This is a genomic window from Brevibacterium sp. FAM 24630 (genome assembly GCF_049804075.1).
Lineage (GTDB): Bacteria > Actinomycetota > Actinomycetes > Actinomycetales > Brevibacteriaceae > Brevibacterium.
In genome coordinates this window covers 1-641 of the sequence record NZ_JBNBZD010000069.1, presented here as the reverse complement: position 1 = coordinate 641, position 641 = coordinate 1, and the positions used below count along the sequence as shown (strand labels likewise).

Below are 641 nucleotides of genomic sequence, written 5' to 3'. Positions count from 1 at the left end.
TGAGTATTCGGTGGTGTGAGCGCCACTGACTATTGTGGTTGAGCGCCACCCGATATTGCCTTTCAGCGCCACCGGGTCGTGGCGGTGAGCGCCAGGCCGTCACCCGACGCTCACCGACAATTGGTCACTGCGTGGCTGTACTGATGTGTTCGCGCATGTTCATCTCCCCAGTCGTGATCCAGATCGTGTTGTGAACGATACGATCCATGATCGCATCCGCGTGGACACCGGACCCGAGTCGTTGATGCCAGTCCTTCTTCGCATACTGGGTGCAGAACACCGTCGATGTCGTATCGTAACGACGTTCAAGGAGCTCGAGCAGCATCGAACGGACATCGTCATCGGGTTCGTCGAGCAACCATTCATCGATGACTAACAGCGTGAACGCCGAGTATTTGCGTAACCATTTCTCCCGACCGCCCGGCTTGTCCTGCGCAGTGGCCCACGATTCTTCAAGATCGGGCATGCGAATGTAGTAGGCACGGTAGCGATGCTGACAGGCCTGCTTCGCCAGCGCCGACCCCAGATACGACTTGCCAGACCCGGTGAACCCCTGGAACACAACGTTTTGCTGCCGGGTGATGAACGAGGCGGTTCCGAGTTGAGCGATGACGTCACGGTCGAGGCCGCGCTGGTCGATC

General features: G+C 58.5%; 1 protein-coding gene. It reads right to left on the bottom strand.

Annotated elements, in window-relative coordinates; translation table 11 throughout:
* Positions 1-124: 124 nt before the first annotated feature.
* The coding region (locus ACPUD7_RS17750) for an ATP-binding protein (RefSeq protein WP_425120651.1) at positions 125-641 on the bottom strand (517 nt) is incomplete at its 5' end.